Origin of the sequence: Nocardia sp. NPDC050413 (assembly GCF_040655475.1) — a bacterium.
In the GTDB taxonomy this organism is placed as follows: Bacteria; Actinomycetota; Actinomycetes; order Mycobacteriales; family Mycobacteriaceae; genus Nocardia; species Nocardia coubleae.
The window spans coordinates 1-356 of sequence record NZ_JBFAJZ010000018.1; positions in this window are offsets into that span (position 1 = coordinate 1).

The window sequence follows — 356 nt, forward strand, 5'->3', positions numbered from 1 at the left end:
CTCGAGACTCGCGCTTCGCGCATGCGCTTCGAGCGCTGTTCGCGCGGCCGGGCCGCTGCGCCGCTTCGCGGCGGACCCTCCTCGAGGTCGGGTCGTGCGGGGTTGGGAGTGCGGTCATGGCGGACTCGAGTGGTGCCGTGTGGCTGGGAAGGCGGTAGGTGGCGGACTCGAGTAGTGCCGCGGGGCTGGATGTGCGGGCGGTGGACTCGAGTGGTGCCGTGCGGCTGGGAAGGCGATAGGTGGCGGACTCGTGCCGCGGGGCCGGGTGTGCCGTAGGCGGTGGACTCGAGTGGTGCCGTGTGGACGAGAGCCCGGTTGGTGGTGGACTCGGGTGGTGCCGCGTGGGTTGGGAGTGC